The sequence below is a fragment of the Janthinobacterium sp. GMG2 genome, from assembly GCF_033949445.1.
Taxonomy (GTDB): Bacteria; Pseudomonadota; Gammaproteobacteria; order Burkholderiales; family Burkholderiaceae_D; genus Janthinobacterium; species Janthinobacterium aestuarii.
The window spans coordinates 16,235-35,857 of the sequence record NZ_JAXAWA010000001.1 but is presented as its reverse complement, the minus strand read 5'-3'; the positions used below and the strand labels follow the sequence as shown (position 1 = coordinate 35,857).

19 protein-coding genes are annotated in these 19,623 nt (G+C 62.4%); 1 reads left to right on the top strand and 18 read right to left on the bottom strand.

The window, feature by feature from the left end; genetic code table 11:
- Positions 1-22: 22 nt before the first annotated feature.
- From SKZ59_RS00155 to queA, 7 genes are all read right to left on the bottom strand, one after another.
- Positions 23-724, bottom strand: coding sequence for a YafY family protein (locus tag SKZ59_RS00155; protein ID WP_319990464.1), 702 nt, complete (start codon positions 722-724; stop codon positions 23-25).
- Positions 721-1,470 (bottom strand): hypothetical protein, encoded by a 750-nt coding sequence (locus SKZ59_RS00150; RefSeq protein WP_319990463.1) that lies wholly within the window; start codon positions 1,468-1,470, stop codon positions 721-723. The genes SKZ59_RS00155 and SKZ59_RS00150 overlap by 4 nt, the downstream gene beginning before the upstream one ends.
- Positions 1,471-1,545: 75 nt before the next feature.
- Positions 1,546-2,568 carry a protein translocase subunit SecF gene (secF, locus tag SKZ59_RS00145; RefSeq protein ID WP_034745511.1) on the bottom strand — a complete coding sequence of 341 codons (1,023 nt, stop codon included), beginning with the start codon at positions 2,566-2,568 and terminating at the stop codon, positions 1,546-1,548.
- A gap of 90 nt (positions 2,569-2,658) precedes the next feature.
- On the bottom strand, positions 2,659-4,524 hold the full coding sequence (secD, locus tag SKZ59_RS00140; RefSeq protein ID WP_034745508.1) for a protein translocase subunit SecD: 1,866 nt from the start codon (positions 4,522-4,524) through the stop codon (positions 2,659-2,661).
- A gap of 96 nt (positions 4,525-4,620) precedes the next feature.
- Positions 4,621-4,953 (bottom strand): preprotein translocase subunit YajC, encoded by a 333-nt coding sequence (yajC, locus tag SKZ59_RS00135; protein ID WP_034745505.1) that lies wholly within the window; start codon positions 4,951-4,953, stop codon positions 4,621-4,623.
- A gap of 196 nt (positions 4,954-5,149) precedes the next feature.
- On the bottom strand, positions 5,150-6,289 hold the full coding sequence (tgt, locus tag SKZ59_RS00130) for a tRNA guanosine(34) transglycosylase Tgt (RefSeq protein WP_034745502.1): 1,140 nt from the start codon (positions 6,287-6,289) through the stop codon (positions 5,150-5,152).
- Between the two features lies 1 nt (position 6,290).
- Positions 6,291-7,346 (bottom strand): tRNA preQ1(34) S-adenosylmethionine ribosyltransferase-isomerase QueA, encoded by a 1,056-nt coding sequence (queA, locus tag SKZ59_RS00125; RefSeq protein WP_034745496.1) that lies wholly within the window; start codon positions 7,344-7,346, stop codon positions 6,291-6,293.
- 178 nt (positions 7,347-7,524) lie between these two features.
- Here queA and recG point away from each other — a divergent pair, with 178 nt between their 5' ends.
- Positions 7,525-9,627 carry an ATP-dependent DNA helicase RecG gene (gene recG, locus SKZ59_RS00120; protein WP_319990462.1) on the top strand — a complete coding sequence of 701 codons (2,103 nt, stop codon included), beginning with the start codon at positions 7,525-7,527 and terminating at the stop codon, positions 9,625-9,627.
- A gap of 130 nt (positions 9,628-9,757) precedes the next feature.
- On the opposite strand, the gene SKZ59_RS00115 is transcribed toward recG, so the two are convergent.
- The 11 genes from SKZ59_RS00115 to SKZ59_RS00065 form a co-directional block, all read right to left on the bottom strand.
- Positions 9,758-10,249 (bottom strand): REP-associated tyrosine transposase, encoded by a 492-nt coding sequence (locus tag SKZ59_RS00115; protein ID WP_319990461.1) that lies wholly within the window; start codon positions 10,247-10,249, stop codon positions 9,758-9,760.
- 142 nt (positions 10,250-10,391) lie between these two features.
- A complete protein-coding gene (locus SKZ59_RS00110; protein WP_257620246.1) occupies positions 10,392-10,517 on the bottom strand; it encodes a hypothetical protein in 126 nt (41 codons plus the stop codon).
- The gene (locus SKZ59_RS00105) at positions 10,517-11,731 is read right to left on the bottom strand and encodes an MFS transporter (protein ID WP_080698372.1); all 1,215 of its coding nucleotides are present in this window, start codon (positions 11,729-11,731) and stop codon (positions 10,517-10,519) included. Before SKZ59_RS00105 ends, SKZ59_RS00110 begins: the two co-directional genes overlap by 1 nt.
- Before the next feature lie 11 nt (positions 11,732-11,742).
- Complete coding sequence (locus SKZ59_RS00100; protein ID WP_319990460.1) at positions 11,743-12,732, bottom strand: Gfo/Idh/MocA family oxidoreductase; 990 nt, start codon at positions 12,730-12,732, stop codon at positions 11,743-11,745.
- A gap of 1 nt (position 12,733) precedes the next feature.
- Positions 12,734-13,552, bottom strand: a complete 819-nt coding sequence (locus SKZ59_RS00095) for a DUF3025 domain-containing protein (protein ID WP_319990459.1) — start codon at positions 13,550-13,552, stop codon at positions 12,734-12,736.
- Positions 13,553-13,558: 6 nt separating this feature from the next.
- The gene (gene pyrC / locus SKZ59_RS00090; RefSeq protein ID WP_034745484.1) at positions 13,559-14,611 is read right to left on the bottom strand and encodes a dihydroorotase; all 1,053 of its coding nucleotides are present in this window, start codon (positions 14,609-14,611) and stop codon (positions 13,559-13,561) included.
- Between the two features lie 149 nt (positions 14,612-14,760).
- Positions 14,761-16,209 (bottom strand): amidohydrolase family protein, encoded by a 1,449-nt coding sequence (locus SKZ59_RS00085; protein ID WP_319990458.1) that lies wholly within the window; start codon positions 16,207-16,209, stop codon positions 14,761-14,763.
- 37 nt (positions 16,210-16,246) lie between these two features.
- A complete protein-coding gene (locus SKZ59_RS00080; RefSeq protein WP_034745477.1) occupies positions 16,247-16,972 on the bottom strand; it encodes an amino acid ABC transporter ATP-binding protein in 726 nt (241 codons plus the stop codon).
- A 19-nt stretch (positions 16,973-16,991) separates the two neighbouring features.
- Positions 16,992-17,684 (bottom strand): amino acid ABC transporter permease, encoded by a 693-nt coding sequence (locus tag SKZ59_RS00075; RefSeq protein ID WP_034745474.1) that lies wholly within the window; start codon positions 17,682-17,684, stop codon positions 16,992-16,994.
- Position 17,685: 1 nt separating this feature from the next.
- Positions 17,686-18,435: an amino acid ABC transporter permease gene (locus SKZ59_RS00070; protein ID WP_070303009.1), complete on the bottom strand. Its 750-nt coding sequence runs from the start codon at positions 18,433-18,435 to the stop codon at positions 17,686-17,688.
- Positions 18,436-18,533: 98 nt separating this feature from the next.
- Positions 18,534-19,490, bottom strand: a complete 957-nt coding sequence (locus tag SKZ59_RS00065) for an amino acid ABC transporter substrate-binding protein (protein WP_034745472.1) — start codon at positions 19,488-19,490, stop codon at positions 18,534-18,536.
- Positions 19,491-19,623 lie beyond the last annotated feature (133 nt).

The window sequence follows — 19,623 nt, the reverse complement described above, 5'->3', positions numbered from 1 at the left end:
CAGTTTTTGTCAGGAGCGGATATCAGGATTCCGGGTCAATCTCGTGCGCTTTGCGCCAGGCATCGAGCAGTACATGGCGCCGCGTGGGATAGCGCTCCGCATGCTGCCGCACGTCGGCGATGCGGTCGATGCGGAAATGCCGGTAATCGCCGCGCAACTCGCACCAGGCGGCCAGCAGGCGCTTGCCTTCGAAAAAAGCCAGGGCGAAAGGCCACACCGTGCGCGAAGTGGCGCTGCCATGCTCATCCTGATAGGCGAGCGTGAGCTTCTGTTCATAGCGGATCGCCTCGCGCACGGGCTGCACGTAACGGTCGGCCGGCTGCGTGCCATCGGCGGGACGCCCCAGCGGCACCCACAAACTGGTCTCGGCCATGCTGTCGCGCAGGTCGCGCGGCGACGCGGCCGCGATCTTGGCCAGGGCATTGCTGGCCGCCTGCGCCAGGCCCGCATCGCCCTGCCGGCGTACCCAGCGCGCGCCCAGCACCAGCGCTTCCAGTTCATCGGGACCGAACATCAGCGGCGGCAGGAATGCGCCGCGGCGCAGCACATAGCCAATGCCGGCCTCGCCCTGCAGGGGCGCGCCCAGTTCGGCCAGGGTCTGGATATCGCGGTAGATCGTGCGTTCGGAAACACCGAGCTGCTGCGCCAGCTGCGCCGCCGTGACGGGCACGCGCCTGGCGCGCATGGCGTCCATCAGCAGGAACAAACGGCCGCTGCGGCTCATGGGCAGGCCTGCAAGGCCTGGTCGCCCATGACAAGAGCGGACAGGGCCGGCACGTACAGATAGCCGTCGGGCGCCAGGCGCGCCGCGCGCGTCTCCTCTTGCACGCCGCCGATGCCGTAGCAGCGCTGCAGCCGGGCGGCGGCCGGCCACCAGTAGACGGCCGCCTCCTGGTCGGGAAAGCGCTGGCGCACGCTATCGGCCTGCGCCGCCACTTGCCGGAAGTCGCGGTAAAAGGCGGGGGCGATACCCAGCTCCGAGGCAAACGCCGCTTCCTGCGCCGCCGTCTCTGCCAACCGGGCCGCCAGCGCCACCGTTTCACTGTCCAGATCCTCGGCCGCCACACCCGCTTCAAGCAGGATGCGCCGCATCTGCGCCCGGTCGACCTGCGCGCGCAAGAACGCCGATTCCTGCAGCGCCAGCACGGCGCCGTCGGGTATGCTTTTATGCCGCGCAGCCGGGAACACATACAGGGCGCAGCTACCGGCGCACACGGTGTCGATGGCGAGACGCCATTGCTGCTGGCGCAGATAGCGGCCCAGCTGCATCGCCGCCTGCGGATCGCCTGCATCGCTATTGACGCGCAACAGCGTGGTGCCCGGCGTAGCCAGCAGCCGCAGCTTGTCCACGTCGCCCTCGGCAATCGGGCCGCGCATGGCGATGCTGCCGGCATCGGCACGGCTGAAATCGGCGGCGTCGGCCAGCGCCGTCACGCCTGCCATCATGCCCATCAATAAAATACGCTTCATCATCATCCGTTACAAAAAAAAACGACCACCGCAAACGGTGATCGTTTTTCCATTCGACCTGCAAAAAACCCGCGCTTACACCACGGCGCCGTCGGTTTCGTCTTTTTCCTTGACCGGCTTGATCAAGTCCTCGCGCTTGACGCCCAGCCACATGGCGATCGAGGCCGCGACGAACACGGACGAGTAAATACCGAAGCAGATACCGATGGTCAGCGCCAGTGCGAAGTGGTGCAGGGTCTGGCCGCCGAAGATCAGCATCGACAGCACCATCATCTGGGTCGAGCCGTGAGTGATGATGGTACGCGAAATGGTGCTGGTGATCGCGCTGTCGATCACTTCATGCACGGTCGCCTTGCGCTGCTTGCGGAAGTTTTCGCGGATACGGTCAAAGATCACCACCGATTCGTTGACGGAATAGCCGAGCACCGCCAGGATCGCCGCCAGCACCGTCAGCGAGAATTCCCATTCGAAGAAAGCGAAGAAGCCCAGGATGATCACCACGTCATGCAAGTTGGCGATAATGGCCGAGACAGCGTATTTCCATTCGAATCGGATGGCCAGGTAGATCATCACGCCGATAATCACCACCACCAGCGCGTTCAAGCCATTCTGCGCCAGTTCCTCACCCACTTGCGGGCCGACGAATTCAACTTTCTGCAAGACGACCGCTTCGCTGCCGGCAGCATCCATACACGCGCTCTTGAGCACATGCTCGCCCTTGTCGGTGACGGTGTCGATGGCCTTGGTCGAGCCTTGCTCGGCCTTGCACAAGGCTTCAAACACGCGCTGCGAGGTGTTGGCGGCGCTGACGCCATTTTCCACCGGCAGGCGTATCATCACGTCGCGCGCCGTATCGAAGCTGGTCACGCCCGGCTCTTCATAGCCCATGGCGATCAGGGTGCCGCGTATGCCTTCCAGATTGGCCGCCTTCGGGTATTTCACCTCCATCAGGGTGCCGCCCTTGAATTCGACGGACAGGTGCAAGCCCTTGTGCACCAGGAAGAAGACGGCGGCAAGGAAGGTCACGGCCGAAATCACGTTGAAAATCAACGCATGGCGCATGAAGGGAATATCTTTTTTGATCCGGAAAAATTCCATGAAATCCTCTGAGTTCTATTCTGTGCGTCCGGCGGCTGTGCCACCGGACGCGATCGCTGTTGACGCTATTGGGTGAGTCGGGGCCGCCGCTTATTTGCTGGTGCCCGGCACCCACACCGTGCCGATCGACAAGGTCGTCAGCTTTTTCTTGCGGCCATACCAGAGGTTGACCACGCCGCGCGAGACGAACACGGAGGAGAACATCGAGGTCAGAATACCCAGGCAATGCACAACAGCGAAGCCGCGCACAGGACCGCTGCCGAAGGCCAGCAGCGCCAGACCGACAATCAGGGTGGTCACGTTCGAGTCCAGAATCGTGGCCCAGGCGCGGTCGAAGCCGGCGGCGATCGCCGCTTGCGGCGTATTGCCGGCGCGCAGCTCTTCACGGATACGTTCATTGATCAGCACGTTGGCGTCAATCGCCATACCCAGCGCCAGCGCGATAGCGGCGATACCGGGCAAGGTCAACGTCACCTGGATCATCGACAGCAAGCCGACCAGCAACAGCAGGTTGGTGGCCAGTGCCAGCACGCTGAAGGCGCCGAACAGCATGTAGTAGGCGATCATGAAGACGGCGATGGCGATGAAGCCGTACAAGGTCGAGTGGAAGCCCTTGGCGATGTTTTCCGCGCCCAGCTGCGGTCCGATCGTGCGTTCTTCGATGACGGTCATCGGTGCGGACAGGGCGCCCGAGCGCAGCAGCAGCGCCAGTTCATTCGCGTTTTCCGCGCCGCCCATGCCGGTGATCTGGAAACGCGAACCGAGTTCCTGCTGGATGGTGGCAACCGACAGCACTTCCGGCTTGCCTTTTTCAAACAGCACGATAGCCATGCGCTTGCCCACGCGTTCGCGCGTCGCTTCACGCATCTTGCGGCCGCCGTCGCCGTTCAGGTCGATCGATACGGCCGCCTGCTGGTTCTGGTCGAAGCTGGCCGTGGCGCTGGAAATATAGTCGCCCGTCAGGATCACGTCTTTCGCCAGCACGACAGGGACGCCCTTGCCGACGGTGAACAGTTCCGAGTTGAACGGGATGGCGCTCGACAGTTCGGTGCCAGGCACGATGCTTTCATCGACCAGGCGCACTTCCAGGGTCGCCGTGCGGCCGATAATGGCTTTCGCGCGGGCCACGTCCTGCACGCCAGGCAATTGCACCACGATGCGGTCAGGGCCTTGCTGCTGGATCAGCGGCTCGGCCACGCCCAGCTCGTTGACGCGCTTGGACAGGGTGGAGATATTCTGTTTCACGCCTTCATCGATGGTGGCTTTCAGGGCGGCCGGCTTCAGGGTGATGTTCAGTTTCAAATCGCTGCCTTCGCCCGCATCGGCGAACGCCAGTTCCGTCATCTGGTCGGACAGGACATTTTTTGCCTTCACGCGCGTTTCCGCGTCGCGGAAGTTGATCTGGACGCTGTCGCCCACGCGTTCGATGCCGGCGTGGCGGATATTCTTGTCGCGCAACACGCTACGCGCGGCGGACTGGACGCCCTGCACTTTCTTGTTCAGTACGGCTTTCGCATCGACCTGCATCAGGAAGTGCACGCCACCGCGCAAGTCCAGGCCCAGGAACATGGGCAAGGCATGCAATTTTTGCATCCACAATGGGGTATTGGCTTGCAGATTGACCGTCACGATGTAGGCGGGATCGCTGGCATCGGTGTTCAGGTCTTTTTCCAGCACCAGTTTCGCCTTGAACTGGGTATCGGGATCGGCGAAACGCACGCGCACGGAGGCGAGGTTGCCGGCGCCATCCATGGTGACACCTTCCGACTTGACGTTCTCTTTCGTCAATATTTGCTCGACTTGCGTCATCAGCTCGCCCGTCACTTTGACGGTCGACTTGCCGCTGGTTACTTGCAGCGCCGGTGACTCACCGAAATAGTTGGGCGCCGTATAGAGTGCGCCCAGCAATAAGGCGACGACGATGATGATGTATTTCCAGGCAGGATAGCGATTCATATTGATTCAGCGTTCAGTGTTGAGCGTCGGAGGCGTCGCGAGGGGCGGCGGGTAGCCGCCCCGTTCAATCATTGCTTTGGCAATGACAGCGAGGAATTACAGCGCCTTCAGGGTGCCTTTAGGCAGCAAGGTGGTGATGGAGCTCTTTTGCACCGTGATTTCGGTGCCGGTCGCCACTTCGATGGTGACGTAAGCGTCCACTACCTTGACAACACGGCCCAGCATGCCGCCGGCGGTGACGACTTCGTCACCCTTGGCCAGCGCGTCCATCATCGCCCGTTGTTCTTTGGCGCGTTTTTGCTGTGGGCGGATCATCAGGAAATACATGACCACGAACATCAATACCAGCGGCAGGAAGCTGGTCAGGTTGCCGCCGAGGCCCAGGGCGTCGGTTGGGGCTTGCGCATAAGCGTTGGAAATGAAAAACACGGTGACTCCAGTTCTAATCAGTTTGAAAAAATAGCGCTGTATTCTAGCATTGGCAATCCGCCAAGCCTCCAATTGCAGGCATGGCAGCTTCAAATGGGGCTAAAAAGGCATTATGCAATGCTTTATCGCCCCAGTCCAAGCACCAATACACAAAACTTCCGGCCATGCTGCGGCCAGGGCGCCAGATAAGGTTTTCTTAAGTTCCGCGTGCGCGTTCCGCGTGGAATTGCAGGGTAAACGCGTGGAAACGGTCTTCATCGAGCGCTTCGCGCATCTGGCGCATCAGGTCCAGGTAGTAATGCAGGTTGTGGATGGTATTCAAACGCGCACCGAGGATTTCCTTGGAGCGGTGCAAATGGTGCAGGTAGGCGCGCGAGAAATTGCGGCAGGCGTAGCAGCTGCAGGTCTCGTCCAGCGGCGCCTGGTCTTCCTTGTACTTGGCGTTCTTGATCTTGATGTCGCCAAAACGGGTGAACAGCCAGCCATTGCGGGCGTTACGTGTCGGCATGACGCAGTCGAACATGTCGATACCGTTCGACACACCCGCCACCAGGTCTTCCGGCGTGCCCACGCCCATCAGGTAATGGGGCTTGTTGGCCGGCAGGCGCGGGCCCACGTGGGCCAGCATGCGCATCATGTCTTCCTTCGGCTCGCCGACGGACAGGCCGCCGATGGCGATGCCGGGGAAATCGATTTCTTCCAGCTTGGCCAGCGACTCGTCGCGCAGCATTTCGAACATGCCGCCCTGCACGATGCCGAACAGCGCATTCGGGTTTTCACCGCGGTGGAACTCGTCCTTCGAGCGCTGCGCCCAGCGCAAGGACATGCGCATGGACTTGGCCGCTTCCTCGATGGTGGCCGGACGGCCCTGGATTTCGTACGGCGTACATTCGTCGAACTGCATGACGATGTCGGAATTCAAGACGCGCTGCACCTGCATCGACACTTCCGGCGACAGGAACAATTTATCGCCGTTGATCGGCGAATTGAAATGCACGCCCTCTTCCGTGATCTTGCGCATGGCGCCCAGCGAAAACACCTGGAAACCGCCCGAGTCCGTCAAGATCGGCTTGTTCCAGCCCATGAAACCATGCAAGCCGCCGAATTTTTCCATGACGGTGTTGCCAGGACGCAGCCACAGGTGAAACGTGTTGCCCAGAATGATCTGCGCGTCGATCTCGTTGAGTTCCAGCGGCGACATGGCTTTCACGGAGCCGTAAGTGCCCACTGGCATGAAGATCGGCGTCTGCACGACGCCATGGTTGAGTTTCAAGGTGCCGCGGCGTGCCTTGGTCAGGCCGCTCGTGTCGGTCTTGAGTAATGTAAATTCCAGCATGTCAGTCTTTCACGGGAGTATCAAGGTTCAGCGCAGCGCGCGATTGCGTGGTGAGCAGCATCGCGTCGCCATAGCTGAAGAAACGGTAATTCTGCGCAATCGCATGCGCGTAGGCGCTGCGGATCGGCGCATAGCCGGCAAAGGCCGACACCAGCATCAGCAGGGTCGACTTCGGCAAATGGAAGTTGGTGATCAAACGCGTCACCGTTTTAAACGCATAGCCGGGCGTGATGAACAGGGCCGTATCGGCGCTGCCCGCCACCAGCTGGCCGCTTTGCGAGGCCGATTCCAGCGCGCGCAGGCTGGTCGTACCGACGGCGACCACGTCGCGCCCGGCCAGCTGCGCGGCGCGCACGGCATCGACGGTTTCCTGCGGCATGGTGTACCACTCGGTATGCATCTTGTGTTCGGCCAGCACCTCGGTGCGCACGGGCTGGAAGGTGCCAGCGCCCACGTGCAGGGTCACATAGGCGAAGTTGACGCCCTTGGCCTTCAATTGATCGAGCAGGGCCTGGTCGAAATGCAGGCCGGCCGTCGGCGCGGCGACAGCGCCGGGCACCTTGTTGAACACGGTCTGGTAGCGCGTCTCGTCGAATGCATCCGCATCGTGCTCGATGTATGGCGGCAGCGGCAGCCGGCCATGCGCCTCGATCAGCTCGAACACGTCGGCCTCGAAGTGCAGGGTAAAGAATTCGCCGGCGCGCTGGCCGACCGTCACATCGAAGGCGTCGGCCAGGCGGATGCGGCAGCCGGGCGGCGGCGACTTCGACGCGCGCACCTGGGCCAGCACGGTACGGTCATCGAGCACGCGCTCGACCAGCGCCTCGATCTTGCCGCCGCTTTCCTTGACGCCAAAGAAGCGCGCTTTCAGCACGCGCGTATCGTTCATCACCAGCAGGTCGCCCGCCTGCAACAGCCCGACGATGTCGGCGAACTGGCGGTCGACCAGAGCGTCGCCGTCCAGATGCAACAGGCGCGAGGCGCTGCGCTCGGCCAACGGAGTTTGCGCAATGTTTTCTTGCGGCAAATTAAAATCGAAATCGGAAAGCGAATACATGCGTTTTGCTTCAAAAGTACGTCAAAAATGATTAGGAGTGCGCAATGGAACATCTGGCACTATACTGTGCGCCTATACAGGCATTACAATAATCCGCCGCAACAATTTACAACTGCGGTACGCACAGGGTGTGCCGGACAACCCTCTATTTTACGCTAGCGGCACCAAAACCTTGCATATGTCCGATCCAAAGCCCGATCTTCCTCCCACGGCCAAGCCGGCCACCAAGCCGAAAGCCGTCAAAAAAGTGGTCAGCACGGAAAGCCGGCTGGCCAAACTGGGCTTGCGCACGGACATGGACCTGGTGCTGCACCTGCCGATGCGCTACGAGGACGAAACCAAGGTCTACACGATACGCGACGCCTGCCTGCGCGGCGGCGAGTCATGGCAAGTCGAGGGTGTCGTCACCAAATGCGAAGTCAATTTCAAGCCGCGCAAGCAGCTGCTGGTGACGATCGCCGACGAAACGGGCAATCTGCTGCTGCGCTTCATGAATTTCTATGGCAGCCAGGTCAAGCAGCTGGCCGAAGGCACGCGAGTACGCGCGCGCGCCGAACTCAAACACGGCTTTTTCGGCGCCGAGATGGTGCACCCGACGTATAAAGTGGTCAACGAGGGAGCGCCCCTGCCCACGGCGCTCACGCCCGTGTACCCGTCCGGCGAAGGCCTGTCGCAGCACGTCTTGCGGCGCGAGATCGCCGACGCCATGCGCCGCATCGACTGGCACGACACCTTGCCCGACCAGCTGCTGCGTAAAATGCAGCTGTCGCCGTTCCGCGCCGCCGTGCACCTGCTGCACTATCCGCCGCAGGACATCGATGAAAGCGCGCTGATGGACCGCTCGCACCCGGCCTGGGTGCGCATGAAGTTCGATGAACTGCTGGCGCAGCAGCTGTCGCTGAAACGCGCCCAGCGCGCGCGCCGCTCGAAGGGCGCCGCATCGCTACCCATCGTCGGCACCCTGTCGAATGCATTCGGCGCCGCCCTGCCCTTCAAGCTGACGGGCGCGCAGGCGCGCGTGCTTGAGGAAATCCGCGCCGACCTGCGCCAGCCGTATCCAATGCAGCGCCTGTTGCAGGGCGACGTCGGCAGCGGCAAGACGGTGGTGGCGGCATTGTCCGCCACGCAGGCGATCGACAGCGGCTACCAGGCCGCGCTGATGGCGCCCACGGAGATCCTCGCCGAACAGCACTTCCGCAAGATCGCCGCCTGGATGGAACCGCTGGGCGTCAAGGTGGCGTGGCTGACGGGCAGCCTGAAGAAAAAGGAAAAGACGGCCGCGCTGGCCCTGATCGAATCGGGCGAAGCGCAGCTGGTGATCGGCACGCATGCGCTGATCCAGGATAACGTGCTGTTTGCCAAACTGGGCCTGGTGATCGTCGACGAGCAGCACCGCTTCGGCGTGGGCCAGCGCCTGACCCTGCGCAACAAGGGCGACAGCGCGGCCGTGCCGCACCAGCTGATGATGTCGGCCACGCCGATCCCGCGCACCCTGGCCATGACCTATTACGCCGACCTGGAAGTGTCGGTGATCGACGAGCTGCCGCCAGGGCGCAGCCCCATAGTCACGCGCGCCATCGACCAGAACCGGCGCGATGAAGTCATCGCCCGCGTGTATGCGGCCGCGCTGGAAGGCCGGCAGGTGTACTGGGTCTGTCCGCTGATCGAGGAATCGGAAGCGCTGCAGCTGCAGACGGCCACCGACACCTACATGATGCTGGCCGAAGCCCTGCCCGCGCTGCAAGTGGGCCTCGTGCACGGCCGTTTGAAATCGGCGGAAAAGCAGGAAGTGATGGACGCCTTCATCGCAGGGCATATCCACGTGCTGGTGGCCACCACCGTCATCGAGGTGGGCGTCGACGTGCCGAACGCCTCGCTGATGGTGATCGAGCACGCCGAGCGCTTTGGCTTGTCGCAGCTGCACCAGCTGCGCGGGCGCGTGGGCCGCGGCTCGGCGGCCAGCGTCTGCCTGCTGCTGTACCAGGGCCCCCTGGGCGGCGTGGCGCGCCAGCGCTTGATGACCATGCGCGAAACGACGGACGGCTTTGAAATCGCCCGCCGCGACCTGGAAATCCGTGGCCCAGGGGAGTTTCTTGGCGCACGCCAGTCCGGCCAGGCCATGCTGCGCTTCGCCGACCTGGAAACGGATCAATGGCTGGTCGACCAGGCCCGCGACGTGGCGCACGATTTGCTGCACGCCACTACGGCCGCCGCTGCAGCCACCGTGGAAGCGCACCTGGCGCGCTGGCTGGGTGGGAAAGAGGAATTTTTGAAGGTGTAGGTCGAGTATTACCGGCTTGCGGGTGTTGTCGGATTACGGCCTTACGGCCTAATCCGACCTACGCAAAAAATACACCGTGGTAGGTCGGATTAGCGCGCAGCGCGTAATCCGACAACATTGTTAGCGCCCCTCACTCCCGCCCAACACCCGCCACATCCACACCATCCCCGCCCCAATCGGCGGCGCACCATCCCTGCTTTACATACCGGTGAAAACTGGAATACGGCCAATCGATGACTTTACTCACAAGGCCATGCTTGACGGGGTTGTAATGGATGTAATCGACGTGGTTTGCGAAGTCGCTCTCGTCACGCAACACATGCTCCCAATACCGCTGCTGCCAGACATTTTCAAGATCGCAGCGCTTGCTGAACCATGTCTTGATCAACCTCCAGCGCACCATGAAATCGGCATCGCCTTCGGGCAGGGTCCAGATGCAGTGCAAGTGATCAGGAAGGATAACGATAGCGTCGATAGCGAATGGCCGTTGATGCCGCACGGCGCGGAAAGCGTCACGCAGCAAATCCACGGCATTGGCAGCAGAAAAAACGGGCCGGCGATGGGCAGTCACCACCGTGAAGAAAAAGCTGCCACCTGGCTGGAATGCGCGTCGGTATCGCATGATTTTGCATAGTTTCCGAGGATTGTCGGATTACGGCCTTCGGCCTAATCCGACCTACGCGATATACGCGGCGGCAGGTCGGGTAGGTCGGATTAGCGTAGCGTAATCCGACTTCACGCAAACCACCTTGCGCCCACGCAGCCTACATGCACATCCAGAAGCGGTTCGCCAGGTCGAGCATGAAGTCGGGCCGCAGATAGGCGAGGAAGACAATGGCCAGCAGCGCGGCGCCAGCCAGGCGCCACAGCCATGTGCGCCAGCTGGCCATTACGCGGCCACCGCCACGCGCTTGACGGCGCGCTCGTCGATGGGCAGGTTGATCAGCGCGGCCAGCAAGCCCAGGCCGATGGTGATCATCCACACGATGTGGTAACTGCCCTGGTGCTCGTACAGATAGCCGCCCAGCCAGGCGCCGAGGAAACTGCCCACCTGGTGCGAGAAGAACACCATCCCGGCCAGCATCGACAGATGCTTCACGCCGAAGATGCCGGCGATGATGCCGTTCGTCAGCGGCACGGTCGACAGCCACAACACGCCCATGCCGGCGGCGAACAGATACACGGACCACGCCGACAATGGCGCCAGCAGGAACGCGGTGATGACCACGGCACGCGTCACGTAGATGGCCGACAGCAGGTAGCGCTTGGCGATCTTGCCGCCGAGTTTGCCCGCATAGTAGGAGCCGACGATGTTGAACAGGCCGATCAGGGCCAGCGCCGTGACGGCGACGTTCGGGTTCATCAGGCCCTGGTCCTTCAGGTAGGCCGGCAAGTGTACGCCGATGAAGACCAGCTGGAAACCGCAGACAAAATAACCGGCCAACAGCAGCCAGAACGAGCGGCTGGCGATCGCTTCGCTGAAGGCGGCGCCCACGCTTTGCTGCGGGCCGCTGGCGTGCGAGACGGGCGGCTCGCGCAGGTAGAAGGCCATCGGGATCATCGCCAGCAGCACCAGCGCGGCCAGCACATAAAAGGCGTTTTGCCAGCCCACGGCGGAGATCAGCTGCTGCTCGACGGGCATCATCAGGAACTGGCCGAACGAGCCGGCCGCCGACGAAATGCCGAAGGCCCACGAGCGCTGCTCGGGCGGCGCGCTGCGCCCGATGATGCCGCTGATGGCGCCAAAAGCCGTACAGGCCAGCGCCAGGCCGATGAAGATGCCGGAGCCGACGATGAACAGGGTGGGCTGCGTCACGAGCGCCATCCACACGAGGCCCGCCATGTAGCTGATGGCACCGACGATGACGACGCGCATGGTGCCGAAGCGGTCGGCCGCCATGCCGGCGAACGGGCCGAAGACGCCCCACATCAGGTTTTGCATGGCCAGTGCCAGCGAATACGTTTCGCGCGTCCAGCCATTGGCTTGCGAGATCGGCTGCATCCAGAAACCCAGGCCGTGGCGCACGCCCATCGCCAGGGTCAGGACGACGCCGCTGGCGATGAGGACAGTTTTCAGGCTGGGACGGGATGAGTGCAATGTCATGGGATTCCTGTTCACGCCTGGTCGGCTTGGTAGACGAGGCCGATCTGGCCGCGCATGGTGTCGAGATTGCGCATCAGCGCCACGCTGTCGGCGTGCGGCATGAGGGGGCTTTCCAGCAGGCCGGCGCGGATGCAGCGCATCGCCTCGATGGCCTCGTGCGCATAGCCATTGCCCAAGTGGGGGGCGGCGACGACGCGGCGTTCGCCGTCCATCATTTCGACAATCAGGTGATCGGGCTTGTAAAAACGGTTGGGCAGCCGGATGCGTCCCAGGCTGCCGGAAATGGTCATTTCCGTCGGCGTCTGCGCGCGCAGGCTGCAGGCGCAGGACGAGGTGCCGCCGCCCGCATGCAGCAGCGAGAACACGACCTGCTCATCGACGCCGGTGGCGCCCATTTCGGCCAGCGCCTGCACCTGCGATACGGGGCCGAGGAAGAAGGCCGCCATCGACAGCGGATAGATGCCCACATCGAGCAATGCGCCGCCGCCCAGCTCCGGATTGAACATGCGGTGCTCGGGCGGGAAATTGGCGACAAAGCCGATATCGGCCTGCACCTGCCGCAGCACGCCGATCTCGCCGCTGGCGATGATGCGTTGCGCTTCCTGCACGGCGGGCAGGAAACGGCTCCACATGGCCTCCATCAAAAACAGTTTTTTCTCGCGCGCCATATCGACCACGGCCTGCGCTTCGCGCGCATTCATGGTGAACGGTTTTTCGCAGACGACGTGCTTGCCGGCGGCCAGGCACAGCAAGGCATTTTCCGCATGCAGGGTGTGCGGTGTGGCGATGTAGATCACGTCCACGCCAGGATCGTCAGCCAACGCCTGGTAGGAGCCATGGCAATGTTCGATGCCGAATTCGGCGCCGAAGGCCTGCGCACCGGCGCTGCTGCGCGAGGCGACCGCTACCAGTTGCGCACCGGGCGCATCGCGCAAGCCATTGGCCATCGCGCGGGCGATCTTGCCGGTGCCGAGGATGCCCCAGCGGACGGTGTTTTCCATGCTATTGATCTCTTTCTGCGCCAGCCATCTTGCGCTTCGGGCGGAACACCGCCGCGTCATTGTAAAAATCGTCGTCCTGGTCTTCACACCAGCCAGGCAAGCCAAGCACGGGCAGCGGCGTGAAGTCCGCCGTGGTCAGACCTTGCTGCGCCAGGTCTTGCGCCACCCGCTCGTCGAGCCAGGCGCGCCGTGCCACATCGTCCAGGGTGAAATAGGCGTCGCCGGCGAAGATCACGCGCGTGTGCGCCGTGATGGCCTTGCGCGGCGCCACCAGTTTTTCCATCAGCGCGTGGCCGAACAGCCAGACATCGGCGTCGCCGCCCGCGACAAATTTCTCGCGCTGCGCAATGAACGCGCTGCGCCAGTCGTGCCCGCGCAAGGCCGCGTCCAGCGCACGCCCCGCGTTGCTGTCGCGCAGCACCAGCAAGGCGGAATTCTCGTCAAAAATCGTCGCGCCATCGCGTGCGGGACCGCGCGATTTGCCCACGCCGGACAGGGCGATCTGCGCCGCCTGCAGCGCATTCAATTGACGCTTGATGCGGGGGAAGGTCAGCCACACGAGCGCGTTGAAAAAATCGTGCAGATTGTCGCGCGTGGGCACGCCTCCCGTCGCGCCGATGAACTCCTCGTAGGCCACGCCTTCGGGCAGGTCCGCTTGCGGCACGAAGGCCAGCGGCAGGCCCGATGGATTGCGCAAATCCAGCGCCCGCGCCCGTCCATTGAGCGCGGCAATCACCGTGTCGCGCTGCAGGTCCAGCTGCCGTCGCGCCGGCAGCACCGTGGCAAACCAGGGGCGGGTCCAGTCTATCGATGGCAGCATGAACGCTTAGACCATTTTCCAGTTGATCTGCTCGCCCGCGTTGAGCGGAATCACGTGGCTGTCGCCCAGCGGCAGCGAGGCCGGCAAGGTCCAGCTTTCGCGTTTCAGGGTGATGGTGTCCGTATTGCGCGGCACGCCGTAGAAAGCCGGGCCGTGGAAGCTGGCGAACGCTTCGAGTTTATCGAGCGCGCCGGCACGTTCGAACGCTTCCGCATACATTTCCATCGCGTGCAGGGCCGTATAGCAACCGGCGCAGCCGCAAGCCATTTCCTTGGCGCCTTGCGCGTGCGGCGCCGAATCCGTGCCGAGGAAGAAGCGCTCGTCGCCGCTGGCGGCGGCCGTCATCAGTGCCAGGCGGTGCTCTTCGCGCTTCAAGATAGGCAGGCAGTAGTAATGGGGACGGATGCCGCCCTTGAAAATCTCGTTGCGGTTGTACAGCAGATGATGCGCCGTGATGGTGGCGGCAATCGGGCCTTCCGCTTCGGCCACGTACTGTGCCGCATCCTTGGTGGTGATGTGTTCGAACACGACGGACAGGGCCGGGAAGGCGCTGCGCAGCGGGCGCATCACGCGCTCGATGAAGACGGCTTCGCGGTCGAAAATATCGATTTCAGGATCCGTCACTTCGCCGTGCACGAGGAAGGGCATGCCCACTTCCTGCATCACTTCGAGCACCTTGTAGCAGTTTTTCAGATCCGTCACGCCCAGGTCGGAATTGGTGGTCGCGCCAGCCGGGTACAGTTTCACGGCTTGCACGATGCCGCTGTCCTGCGCGCGGCGGATTTCGTCGGGCGAGGTGTTGTTCGTCAGGTACAGCACCATCAGCGGATCGAAGTTCACGCCTTGCGGCACGGCGGCCAGGATGCGCTCGCGGTAGGCACTGGCATCGGCAGTGGTGGTGACGGGCGGTTTCAGGTTCGGCATGACGATGGCGCGGCCGAACTGGCGCGCGCTGTGCGGCAGCACGCTGGCCATGACGGCGCCGTCGCGCAGGTGCAAATGCCAGTCATCCGGACGGGTGATGGTGATGGAGGCTGGGGTGTGATCGAGTGTGGACATGGCGGCTGCTCTCAGGCGGTCATTGCGAATAGCGCCATTTTACCAGCCGCGGGGCGGCCTCGCAGTCAATGGGCGTCTGCGCTTGCTGCCTGCCTGACAACAAAACGGCCGGTATCACCCGGCCGCTTGTGGCATAAAAAAGAGGAACATCAGGACTTGGCCGGCGCCGTCTCCTGCTTTGCCACCCAGGCGCGCAGTTCGGCCAGCATCCGGTCCAGCGCGGCGCGGTCGTAGACGTGGCCACGGCTGACCACCAGGCGGATCTGGCGCGTGGCGCCGATGTCTTGCAGCGGGTTTGCGTCGAGCACCAGCAGGTCGGCCGCCTTGCCTGCCGCCACGCTGCCGTAGCGGTCCAGCTTGCCCAGGAAGCGGGGACCGTTGATGACGGCCGACTGCAAGGCTTGCTGCGGCGTCAGGCCGTACTGCACGTACAGGCCGATTTCATCGTGCAGGGCCTGGCCCGGATAGTCGAAGGAATTCAAGAAGCCCGCATCGGTGCCGGCGATGATGCTCACGCCCTGCTGCTGCAAAAGGGGCAGCAGCTTTGCCGATTGCTCGAACTGCGCGTGGCGCTGGACGATCGCTTCCGGACCATCCTTGGCGGCGCGCTGCACGCGCCAGTCGTAGGTGGCGCGCAAACCCTTGCCGATGTATTGCAGAGCAGTGTCGTGCGTGTGGTCTTCGCGGTCCAGGTACGCCGTCACGCGCGAGCCCCACAGGGTCGGCACGATGGCCGTGCCGCGCGCGGCCAGGTAGCTGAAGGCCTTGCGCGCCGTCGGCTCGTCGTAGCTTTGCACGCTGGCCTGCATGGCTTCCTTGCCCGTCATCGCGCCGGCCGCCACCTTGGCCGTCAGCTCCTGCTCGCGCGGCGTGGTGGCGCGCAGCAAATACGATTGATGCTCGATCGTGCCCAGGCCCGCATCGGCCATCTGCTCCAATGTGAGCTGCACGGGGATATGGCCCGACGTGCGCATGCCCCGTTCGCGCGCCTGGCGCAACGCTTCCAGGTACAGCTCCGGCTTCAGGGTGTTTTCCGTGATCTTCACGAAGTCGACCTGCTGCGCCTGCAGGCCGTCGAGCGCGCGCGTGACTTCCTGCGGCGTGCCCACTTCGATGGTGCCCTTCCACAGCGGCTTGATGCCTTCGAGTTTGGCGCCGGACGTAAAAATCGTCGGGCCTTCCAGCTGGCCCGCGTTGATCTGCTGGCGCCATGCCAGCACCGTGTCGGGCAAGTCGCCCGAGCAGTCGCGCACCGTGGTGATGCCGTGCGCCAGGTACAAAGGCAGCAGCTGCTTGTTCTCGTCGATCAGCTCGGGGCCGCCGCCGAAATGCACGTGCGTATCCCACAGGCCCGGCATCAGATATTTGCCGGGCAGGCGAATCGTCCGCTTCGGCGCGTAGCTGTGCAGCTGCGCGTCATAGACGACGGCGACGATGCTGTCGCCCTTGAGCAGCACGGTCTTGCCCTTGACCGCCTTGCCTGCGGCCACGTCGATCACGGTGGCGCCGCGCAGGGCGATGTCAACGGCGATCTTGTCGGCCGCATGGGCATGGGCGAGCAGGCCCAGCGCCAGCATGGCGCCGGCTAGTTGTTTCATGTCAGGCATTCGTACTCTACTTCAACGTGATGAAAAATTAATGGATGATCTTGGCGAGGAAATCGCGTGCGCGGTCCGAGCGCGTCGTATTGAAGAAGTCATCCTTGCTGCAATCTTCGATGATTTTTCCCTGGTCCATGAAGACGATGCGGTTGGCCACGCGCTTGGCAAAGCCCATTTCGTGCGTGACGACCATCATCGTCATGCCTTCCTGCGCCAGGCCAACCATCACGTCAAGCACCTCGTTGATCATCTCCGGATCGAGCGCCGATGTCGGTTCGTCGAACAGCATGGCGATCGGGTCCATCGACAGCGCGCGGGCGATCGCCACGCGCTGCTGCTGGCCGCCCGACAGCTGGCCGGGGAACTTGTCCTGCTGCGACAGCAGGCCCACGCGGTCCAGGTATTTCAAGCCCTTGGCATTGGCTTCGTCGGCGCTGCGACCCAGCACCTTGATCTGGCCGATGGTGAGGTTTTCGCGGATCGACAGATGCGGGAACAGCTCGAAATTCTGGAACACCATGCCGATGCGCGCGCGCAGTTTCGACAGATTCGTCTTCGGGTGGTTGACGCTGATGCCGTCGACGATGATCTGCCCCTGCTGGATCGGTTCGAGGCCGTTGACGGTCTTGATCAGGGTCGACTTGCCGGAGCCCGACGGGCCGCAAATGACCATCACGTCACCCTTGGCGACGTTGGTGGTGCAATCGGTCAGTACCTGGAACTGGCCATACCATTTGCTGACGTTATTGAGTTCAATCATCTTGTTCTTTCTTTTACGGTTAGCGAATGATGGCGACGCGTTTCTGCAGGCGTTTTACCAGGAACGACAAGGCATAGCACAGCACGAAATACACGACGGCGACAAACACGTACATCTCCACCAGGCGGCCGTCGCGCTGGGCGATTTTTGATGCGGCGCCGACGAAATCGGGGATCGACAGCACGTACACGAGCGACACGTCCTGGAACAGCACGATGGTCTGCGTCAGCAGCACGGGAATCATGTTGCGGAACGCCTGCGGCAGCACGATGAAGGCCATGGTCTGCGAGTAGTTCATGCCCAGTGCTTGGCCGGCCCATACCTGGCCGCGCGGGATCGACTGTATGCCGCTGCGCATGATCTCGCAATAGTAGGCCGCCTCGAACATGATGAAGGTGATCAGCGCGGAAGAAAACGCGCCCACTTTCACGGGCTCGTTGGCGCCGATGATCCAGGCCGCGATATACGGCACCAGGAAGTAGAACCAGAAGATCACCAGCACCAGCGGAATCGAGCGTATCAGATTGACGTAGCTCGATGCCACGCCCGAGATGAGGCGGCTGCCGGACAAGCGCATCAGCGCCAGCAGGGTACCGAGCACGATACCGCCGACCATGGACAGCGCCGTCAGTTTCAGGGTGAACACCATGCCGGTCTGGAACAGGTAGACCCACGAGCGGGAGATGACATCGAAGTCGAAATTGCCTAACATATCAATGTCCTCCCGTCTTGGCGCCAGCGACGATGAAGCCCGGGATGGCGACCTTTTTCTCGATCAGGTGCATCAGCACCACCACCAGCAGGTTGACGACGACGTAGATGATGGTGGCGGCCGAAAACGCTTCGAACACCTGGAAGGAAAACTCCTGGATGGCGCGCGCGCTGGCCGTCAGCTCGATCAGGCCGATGGTCAGGGCCACGGAACTGTTCTTGATGATGTTCAAAAATTCGCTGGTCAGCGGCGGCATGATGACGCGCGCGGCCATCGGCAGCAAAATGAAGCGGTAGGTTTGCGGCAGGGTCAAGCCCAGCGCCGTGCCGGCCAGTTTCTGCCCGCGCGGCAGCGCCTCGATACCCGTCGTCACCTGCACGGCCACGCGCGAGGAGGTAAAGAACCCCAGGCACAGCACGGCCGTGACGAACGGCGCGTTCGGCAGCGACTTGACCCAGGCACCGAGGTCCGGCGGCAGCAGTTCCGGCATGACGAAATACCAGAGGAACATCTGCACCAGCAGCGGCACGTTGCGGAACAATTCGACGTAGGCATTGGCCACGCCCACCAGCCATTTGTTCGGCAAGGTGCGGATGGTGCCGATCACCAGGCCCAAGATCAGCGCCATGATCCACGCCGCACCGGCCGTGGCCAGGGTCCAGGTCAGGCCGGACCACAGGGTGTCCATATACGTGCCCACGCCATCGGGAGAAATCTCCCAGAAAATGCGCCAATTCCAGTTGTAATTCATGATCATCCTTCGCATGCAGCCCGAGGACAGCGGCCAGCCGGCCACCCGTCCCGCAAATAAATCGGGAGGCTTGCGCCCCCCGGTTTGTTACGCAATCTTTACTTTTTCCGCTTGTCCGAAGTCTTCTGCGCTTCCGGTACGGCCGCATACGCGGCAGGGTCGCCGGAGTCGGTCGGATTGGCAAACACGGCCTTCAATTGCGGCGGCATGGGGAATTTCAGATTGATGTTTTTCGGCGGGATCGGCGAGGTAAACCATTTCGCATAAATGCGGTTGATGTCGTCGCTCTTGTACAGGCGGATCAGCGCATCGTCGACCACTTTCTTGAAGGCCGGGTCGCCCTTGCGCAGCATGATGCCGTACGGCTCGACTGACAGCGCTTCCTTGGTGATTTCGTAGTCGTTCGGGTTTTTCGAGTTGGCCACTTGCGACGCCAGCAAAATGTCGTCGTTGGCTTCAGCCACCGCGCGGCCCGTTTCCAGCATCAGGAACGACTCGGGATGATCCTTGCCGACGGCGATATTCATGCCCAGGTTCTTTTCCTTGTTCAGGATCGTCATCTGCTTGATGGTCGACGTGCCAGCGGTAGCGACCAAGGTCTTGCCGCGCAAGTCTTCCAGGGTCTTGATGTTCGAGGATTTTTTCGCCAGCACGCGGTTGCCGATAACGAACATGGTCGGGGCGAATGCCACTTGCTGCTGGCGCTCCAGGTTGTTCGTCGTCGAGCCGCATTCGAGGTCGATGGTGCCGTTGGCCATCAGCGGGATGCGGTTGGCCGAGGTGACGGGGCTCATCACCACTTTCAGTTCGCTCAGGCCCAGGTGCTTTTGCAGGGCCGTGACGACTTTCATGCACAGGTCGATCGAATAACCCTGGTATTGCTGCTTGTCGTCGAGATAGGAGAAGGGCACGGAGCCGTCGCGCACACCGAGGGTGACGGAACCGGCTTTCTTGATCTTGGCCAAGGTGCCGGTCAATTCCTGAGCCTGGACTGGCGACATGCTGCTGATGACACCGACGCTGAGCAGCGTGGCGATGATTTTGGTCAATTTCATAAATTCTCCTGGGCGGACAAACCGGATGGACTCCGAACGAAACAACTGTGGTGCAGACGCCACCATTGGAATTAATTTTATTTCATTTTCAGCACCCGACCAGCCATTTTCTGCGATTGCCCGCAAATAGGCG

Bases quoted from the DNA above. Each gene is read 5' to 3' on its own strand.
- secF (WP_034745511.1), bottom strand. From the start codon at position 2,568: ATGGAATTTTTCCGGATCAAAAAAGATATTCCCTTCATGCGCCATGCG.
- SKZ59_RS00070 (WP_070303009.1), bottom strand. From the start codon at position 18,435: ATGAATTACAACTGGAATTGGCGCATTTTCTGGGAGATTTCTCCCGAT.
- SKZ59_RS00100 (WP_319990460.1), bottom strand. From the start codon at position 12,732: ATGGAAAACACCGTCCGCTGGGGCATCCTCGGCACCGGCAAGATCGCC.
- SKZ59_RS00095 (WP_319990459.1), bottom strand. From the start codon at position 13,552: ATGCTGCCATCGATAGACTGGACCCGCCCCTGGTTTGCCACGGTGCTG.
- SKZ59_RS00110 (WP_257620246.1), bottom strand. From the start codon at position 10,517: ATGGCCAGCTGGCGCACATGGCTGTGGCGCCTGGCTGGCGCCGCGCTG.
- SKZ59_RS00065 (WP_034745472.1), bottom strand. From the start codon at position 19,490: ATGAAATTGACCAAAATCATCGCCACGCTGCTCAGCGTCGGTGTCATC.
- SKZ59_RS00085 (WP_319990458.1), bottom strand. From the start codon at position 16,209: ATGAAACAACTAGCCGGCGCCATGCTGGCGCTGGGCCTGCTCGCCCAT.
- SKZ59_RS00080 (WP_034745477.1), bottom strand. From the start codon at position 16,972: ATGATTGAACTCAATAACGTCAGCAAATGGTATGGCCAGTTCCAGGTA.
- SKZ59_RS00155 (WP_319990464.1), bottom strand. From the start codon at position 724: ATGAGCCGCAGCGGCCGTTTGTTCCTGCTGATGGACGCCATGCGCGCC.
- SKZ59_RS00115 (WP_319990461.1), bottom strand. From the start codon at position 10,249: ATGCGATACCGACGCGCATTCCAGCCAGGTGGCAGCTTTTTCTTCACG.
- pyrC (WP_034745484.1), bottom strand. From the start codon at position 14,611: ATGTCCACACTCGATCACACCCCAGCCTCCATCACCATCACCCGTCCG.
- SKZ59_RS00075 (WP_034745474.1), bottom strand. From the start codon at position 17,684: ATGTTAGGCAATTTCGACTTCGATGTCATCTCCCGCTCGTGGGTCTAC.
- recG (WP_319990462.1), top strand. From the start codon at position 7,525: ATGTCCGATCCAAAGCCCGATCTTCCTCCCACGGCCAAGCCGGCCACC.
- SKZ59_RS00105 (WP_080698372.1), bottom strand. From the start codon at position 11,731: ATGACATTGCACTCATCCCGTCCCAGCCTGAAAACTGTCCTCATCGCC.
- SKZ59_RS00150 (WP_319990463.1), bottom strand. From the start codon at position 1,470: ATGAAGCGTATTTTATTGATGGGCATGATGGCAGGCGTGACGGCGCTG.
- queA (WP_034745496.1), bottom strand. From the start codon at position 7,346: ATGTATTCGCTTTCCGATTTCGATTTTAATTTGCCGCAAGAAAACATT.
- tgt (WP_034745502.1), bottom strand. From the start codon at position 6,289: ATGCTGGAATTTACATTACTCAAGACCGACACGAGCGGCCTGACCAAG.
- secD (WP_034745508.1), bottom strand. From the start codon at position 4,524: ATGAATCGCTATCCTGCCTGGAAATACATCATCATCGTCGTCGCCTTA.